At 65.4% G+C, this 6,206-nt stretch carries 5 protein-coding genes, 1 rRNA gene and 1 pseudogene; 5 read left to right on the forward strand and 2 right to left on the reverse strand.

All coding sequences use genetic code 11. From position 1 onward, the window contains the following. Positions 1-102: ribosomal RNA gene (gene rrf / locus HAV22_RS30640) — 5S ribosomal RNA — on the forward strand; the annotation flags it as partial. 51 nt (positions 103-153) lie between these two features. Here the strand turns inward: rrf and HAV22_RS30645 are convergent. Further along, positions 154-579 carry a VOC family protein gene (locus tag HAV22_RS30645; RefSeq protein WP_166865593.1) on the reverse strand — a complete coding sequence of 142 codons (426 nt, stop codon included), beginning with the start codon at positions 577-579 and terminating at the stop codon, positions 154-156. Positions 580-618: 39 nt separating this feature from the next. Continuing rightward, on the reverse strand, positions 619-1,623 hold the full coding sequence (locus HAV22_RS30650) for a YeiH family protein (RefSeq protein WP_208296452.1): 1,005 nt from the start codon (positions 1,621-1,623) through the stop codon (positions 619-621). Between the two features lie 90 nt (positions 1,624-1,713). On the opposite strand from HAV22_RS30650, the gene HAV22_RS30655 reads away from it, so the two are divergent. The 4 genes and pseudogenes from HAV22_RS30655 (at position 1,714) to HAV22_RS30670 (ending at position 5,735) form a co-directional block, all read left to right on the forward strand. Then, the gene (locus tag HAV22_RS30655; RefSeq protein WP_229421516.1) at positions 1,714-2,607 is read left to right on the forward strand and encodes a LysR family transcriptional regulator; all 894 of its coding nucleotides are present in this window, start codon (positions 1,714-1,716) and stop codon (positions 2,605-2,607) included. A 105-nt stretch (positions 2,608-2,712) separates the two neighbouring features. After that, a pseudogene (locus HAV22_RS30660) lies at positions 2,713-4,150 on the forward strand (aldehyde dehydrogenase family protein). Further along, positions 4,134-4,904 carry an AraC family transcriptional regulator gene (locus tag HAV22_RS30665; protein WP_166865599.1) on the forward strand — a complete coding sequence of 257 codons (771 nt, stop codon included), beginning with the start codon at positions 4,134-4,136 and terminating at the stop codon, positions 4,902-4,904. The pseudogene HAV22_RS30660 and the gene HAV22_RS30665 overlap by 17 nt, the downstream one beginning before the upstream one ends. 78 nt (positions 4,905-4,982) lie before the next feature. Beyond that, complete coding sequence (locus HAV22_RS30670) at positions 4,983-5,735, forward strand: glutathione S-transferase family protein (RefSeq protein WP_208296453.1); 753 nt, start codon at positions 4,983-4,985, stop codon at positions 5,733-5,735. Positions 5,736-6,206: the final 471 nt, after the last annotated feature.

A 6,206-nucleotide genomic window follows, 5' to 3' on the forward strand; every position in this document is an offset into this window, starting at 1 on the left:
TAGCAAGTCGGTACCACCCCTTCCCATCCCGAACAGGACCGTGAAACGACTTTGCGCCGATGATAGTGCTGCAACCAGTGTGAAAGTAGGTTATCGTCAGGCTAGTTATTCGCAGAAGCCCGCTCAGATCAGTCTGAGCGGGCTTTTTGCTTTCTACATTCCCACACGCCGCGCAATCGGATGCCCGGCACGCAACTGCAGTAAATCCCACAAATTACCGTACAGGTCTGCGAATACGGCGACCGTGCCGTAATCCTCTTCCTTGGGCTCGCGCACGAAGGTCACGCCATTGCTGCGCAAGCGCTCGTAATCGCGCCAGAAATCATCCGTATTCAAGAACAGGAAGACGCGGCCGCCCGCCTGGTTGCCGATGAACGGCTGTTGTTCGGGTTTCGATGCTTTCGCCAGCAGCAGCGTGGTGCCGGCCCCACCCGGCGGCGCGACCACGACCCAGCGCTTGTCCTGCGTCGGCTGGTACGTGTCGTCCACCAGGTCAAAACCCAGCTTGTGGACGTAAAAATCGATGGCTTCGTCGTAGTCGCGCACCACCAGGGCGATGTGGACGATGGATTGCTGCATGGCGGTTCCGTTGTGGTGGATGAGTTAAGACCCAGTGTATCAGCGGATGCCCACCAGGACGATCAGCGCCCAGCTGATCACGCCGAGTCCCATCAGCGACACGACTACGGTCGTCGTCACCTTGCCGCCCGCGCGCAACACGGCACGCGCGTCGACACCGAGGCCGAGCGCGGCCATCGACATACTCGTCAGCCATGCGGAGGCCGCATGCGCGGGACCGAGCACTGCGTGTGGCAACGCGCCGGCGGAGCGTAACGCCATCAGGACGAGGAAGCCGACGATGAACCAGGGAACAAGCTGGGTGACCGGCAGCGATTGCCTCCGCCCGCCGCGTCGGCACAAGGACAGCCCGAGCACGACAGGGCCGAGCATCAGCACGCGCACCAGTTTCACGAGCGTGCCGATCTGCAGACTGATTTGCGATACCGGCGCCGCCGCGGCCAGCACCTGCGGCACGGCGTACACGGTCATGCCGGCGAAAACGCCATACTGGAGCGGCGTCAGCACAAGGAGCCGGTCGAGCAGCGGCAGTGCGAGCACGACCACGACGCCCAGTACCGCGGTGAAGGCGATCGACGACGCGACGTCCTCGCCGTCCGCATCGATGACGGGGGCGACGGCCGCGATGGCCGAGTTCCCGCAGATCGAATTCCCGCATGCGACCAGCACGGCCAGCTCGTGCGGCAGCCGCAGCGATCGGCCAACAGCGTAGCTGAACGCGATCGCCAGCACGACGGCGACGGCGATCCCGCCCAGCAGCGGCAAGCCGTGCGCGACGATGGCGCCGGCACTGACGGACGCGCCGAGCAGCATCACCGCCACCTCGAGTACGACCTTCGCCGAAAAGCGCACGCCGGCATCGCACGCCGCAGGTACCGGCATCGCGGTGCGCACGACGCTGCCCAGCACAATCGCAAGCACGAGACTCTCCAGCCATGCGCGGCCGAAGAGGGCGGTCTCGGCGCGCTCCAGCACAACGGCGGCACCGGTGACGACGGCACTCAGGCAGAGGCCTGGTACCAGCGGGAGGATTTTATGGTGCATGTCGTGTTCCTTGGTTGAGTCCGCAGTATCGGCTCGACAAGATCGTTCGGTCCATCTTAAAATTTCGCACAATTCATGTAATAAAATCGAATGATGACCCTCGACCAGCTCCGCATCTTCGTCGCCGTCGCCGAACGCCAGCATTTGACGCAGGCGGCGGACGTCCTTGCGTTGACCCCATCCGCTGTCAGCGCGTCGATCCGCGCGCTGGAAGAGCGCTACGGCACGCCGTTGTTCGACCGCGTGGGACGGCGCATCGAAGTCAATGCGGCCGGACGCGTCTTCCTCGACGAAGCGCGCGCCACCTTGGCCCGGGCCGCCGGCGCGGAGCGGGTGCTGGTCGAACTGGCGGGCCTCGCGCGCGGTGCGCTCGCGCTGCAGGCCAGCCAGACGATCGCCAGCTACTGGCTGCCGCCGCTGCTCGTGCGCTTTCGCGCGACGCATCCACAGATCGACGTGCGGCTCGACGTCGGCAATACGCAATCCGTGGCGGACGCCGTGCGCGAAGGCGCCGCCGATCTCGGTCTCGTGGAGGGCGGGGTCGACGACGCGGCGCTCGCCGTCGACAGCATTGGGCAGGACCGCATGGCGATCGTCGTCGCGCCCGCGCATCCGTGGGCGCGCAAGCGCAAGCTGACCGCGGGCGATCTGCAGGCGGCGAGCTGGATCATGCGCGAACCCGGATCGGGCACGCGTTCCGTGCTCGAAGAGATGCTGGTGGCGCAGGGCGTGGACCTGGCTGCGCTGCACATCGCGTTGACCTTGCCATCCAACGAAGCCGTGCGTGCGGCCGTCATGAGCGGCAGCGACGTGGCGGCATTGTCGGAACTGGTGGCGGCGCCGTACATCGCGGCCGGTCTGCTGGCCAAGGTGCGCGTGACCCTGCCGCCGCGCGACTTCTTCCTGCTGCGCCACCGCGAGCGGTATCGCAGCCGCGCGGCCCGGGCATTCGAGGAACTGGTGCACGCCGGCCCCGCTGCCTGAACCGCGCGAGATCGGCAGGATCAGGCAATCCTTCGTCAGTATCCTGCTACCGCTGCAAGCATGCGGACTCCTATGATGGATTCATCGTTCACGAGGAGTCCAGCCATGAAATCCATCGACACCATCTACATCGACGGCCAGTTCGTCACCCCGCGCGGGCGCGAGCCGCTCGTGCTGCTCGACCCGGCCTCCAAGCGCGAAACGACCACCGTGATCCTGGCCGACGAAGTCGACGCACGGCGCGCGATCGCCGCGGCGAAGGTGGCGTATCCGGCCGTGTCCCGCACGACGCGCGCGGAGCGCATGGCGTGGTTGCAGCGCCTGCACGATGCGGTGGCCGCCGCCGAACAGGACATCGTCGATGTGATGGTCGCGGAATACGGCGGCACGATGGCGATGGCGACGGGTACTGCCCGCCGCGCAGCCGCCTCGTTCGCGATCGCGCGCCGCCTGCTGGCCGAGTACCCGTTCGAGCGCGAAGTCGGCGGGGCGCGCGTGACGATGGTGCCGCACGGCGTCGTCGGCATGATCACGCCGTGGAATGCGAGCATCGGCTTCATCGCGAGCAAGCTGGCGATGGCGATGGCGATCGCCGCCGGCAGCACCTCCGTCATCAAGCCGAGCGAGCTGAGTGCCGCGCAGACGGAACTCATCACGCGCGTGATGCACGGCGCGGGGCTGCCGCCGGGCGTCTTCAACATCGTCACGGGGCGCGGCGACGTGGTCGGCGCGGAGATCACGCGCCATCCGGACATCGCCAAGATCTCGTTCACGGGATCGACCGCGGTGGGCAAGGCCATCGCACGCTGCGCCGTCGATACGATGAAGCGGGTGACGTTGGAACTGGGCGGCAAATCGCCGACGGTCCTCCTCGGCGATGCCGACTTCGCCCAGGCGATGCCATTGGCGGCGCAGGCCGCGGTGATGAACAGCGGTCAGGCGTGCATCGCCGGGGTTGCGCCTGCCGGTGCCGCAGCAGCGCGTCGGCGAAGCGCACGAGCTGGCGGTGCGCGCGTTCCGCGACCTCGTCGTCGGCCCGGCCCGCGATCCGCGCGCGAACGTGGGCCCGATGGTCACGCGCACGCAGTACGAGCGGGTGCAGGCATACATCCGCAAAGGCATCGAGGAAGGCGCGACCTTGCTGACGGGCGGTCCGGGTCGGCCGGAGGGCCTCGAGCGCGGCTATTTCGTGCGGCCCACCGTGTTCGGCGACGTCCGCAACGACATGACCATCGCGCGCGAGGAAATCTTCGGTCCCGTGCTGTCCATCATTCCGTACCGCGACGACGAGGATGCGATCGCCATCGCCAACGATACGCCGTATGGACTGCACGCCTATGCGTTCGGTGCCGACCTCGCGCGCGCGAACCGCGTGGCGGCCGAGATCCAGGCCGGGCGCGTGTTCGTGAATGGATTGTATGATGCACCGGAGGCCCCGTTCGGCGGCTTCAAGCAGTCCGGCCTCGGACGCGAATTCGGCGTCTTCGGCCTGGACACCTATCTTGAACCCAAAGCCATCATGGGCCATGACAAACGAGTCTGAACTGCACTCGCTCGGCCGGTTGCGCGACCTGGTCGAGAAAGCGATGCAAGGCGCGGGCGCGGGTTCGTTGGACCTCGCCACCGATCTGCCGTGGCTCTGGCTCGTGCGGCGGCCCGCGCCGACGCCGGCCGGGCGCGGCATCCTGTCGCCGTCCGTCTGCCTGCTCGTGCAGGGCGAGAAGGAGATGCTCGTCGGCCAGCAGGTGGTGCGCTACGGGCCGGGATGTTATGTGCAGGCGGGGATGGCGATGCCCGTCTCTGGCCAGGTGACGCGCGCAAGCGAGGCGGCGCCGTATGACGGCATCCGCATCGACGTCGATCCGAAAGAGGTGGCGGCCTTCGTGCTGGAGATGCGGCTGCAGCTGGCGGGCGGCGACGTCGACCCGCCCGTGGTCACCGTCGAACGCGCGGACGACGCGACGCTCGACGTCTTCGTGCGCCTTCTGCGGCTGCTCGAGCGGCCGCGCGACGTGCCTGTGCTGGGGCGCCTGCTCAAGCAGGAGCTGATCTATCATCTCGTGACGGCGCCCGGCGGCGCGACGATGAGCCGCGGCGTGGTCGGCGGGCAGCGCGAACGCGCGGTGGGCGACGCGATCCACTGGATCCGCACGCATTACAACGAGCCGCTGAGCATCGACGCGCTGGCGCGCACGGTGCACATGAGTCCTTCCGTGCTGCATCGCCGCCTGTTCGGCGCGCCGCCGCTGAAGGATGCGGAGCACTTGCGGCGCCAGCCGGCGACGGCGCAACCTTAGCGACAATGGGAGGTAGCCCGGAGACCTGCTTTCCGCTATGTTGGTGGTTGTCCAAAACACAACCAGGAATGCCGGTCCATGATCACGCTCTACAAGTACGGATGTCCAGCCGGCGTCGATACGCCCGATATCAGCCCTTTCGTCGTCAAGCTGGAAACCTGGCTGCGCATGTCGGGCATCCCTTACGAGACGAGGACCGGTACGCGGCACGACATGCCAAAGGGGAAGCTGCCTGCAGTGCGAATCGACGGGCAGTTGATGGCCGACTCCTCCTCCATCATCGGGCACCTCCAGCAATCGGATCCCCGTGCGCTGCGCGATACGCATCTCGATCCGCTGCAACGGGCGCAGGCGGAGGCGATCAAGGCGCTGGTCGAAAGTCAGCTCTATTTCGTTGGCGTCTACCAGCGGTGGTGCGTCGATGACGCTTTCGCCCGCTATCAGCCGCTGCTGCTCGACTATGCCAAACGCAGCGCCCCAGCGTGGCAACGTCCGTTGGTGCCGATGATCGCGCCTGCGATCCTGCCTCTGATTCGCCGCCGGATGATGCGGCAGGCCTGGCAGCAAGGCATCGCGCGGCATCATGAAGACGAGGTCCTCGCCATCGGCCGCAACGGCGTGCAGGCGTTGACCACGCTGCTGGGGCGTCAGGATTATCTCTTCGGCGACAAACCGAGTACCGTCGACGCAAGCGCGTTCGGTCAGCTGCATGCCCTCGTCAGGCATCCGTTTCCGGGACCGTTGCAGGATTTCGCCCGGGCGCAGCCGGAATTGATGGCGTACCACGACCGCATCTGGCAGCGCTACTGGAGCGACTTCGGCCGCGCATAGCAGCGTCCTGCTTTTTTTGATGCGTTGGCGCTTGCAGGGCGGGGTGGCGGTTGCTATACTGCGCGTCCGCTTCACGGAGCCACAGTTGAAATCCCAAGGAAATCAATGTGTTGACGTTGCAACGCTGAAATTCGCGTTGCGGTGAAGCGAAAAGAAGTTGACGATGACCGCGAAACACTGCATAATCTCGCTTCTCTGCTGCTGACGAACACAACGATTCGCAAACGCAGCAAGGCAGTACCGAATACGAGTTCTTTAACAATAAACAGTCGATAAGTGTGGGCGTTTGATGAGGTGCCAGTATCGTTTCGGCGATACTGAATGCTTAAATTATCAAATGTTCGCACAAAAGAAATACGTTGCTCAGCAATGAGTGACGGTCAGTATTTTGAGTGAGCGACATGCTACGAAAGTAGCAAAAACAGGAATTAAACTGAAGAGTTTGATCCTGGCTCAGATTGAACGCTGGCG

Source organism: Telluria antibiotica (assembly GCF_011682055.1).
Taxonomy (GTDB): domain Bacteria; phylum Pseudomonadota; class Gammaproteobacteria; order Burkholderiales; family Burkholderiaceae_D; genus Telluria; species Telluria antibiotica.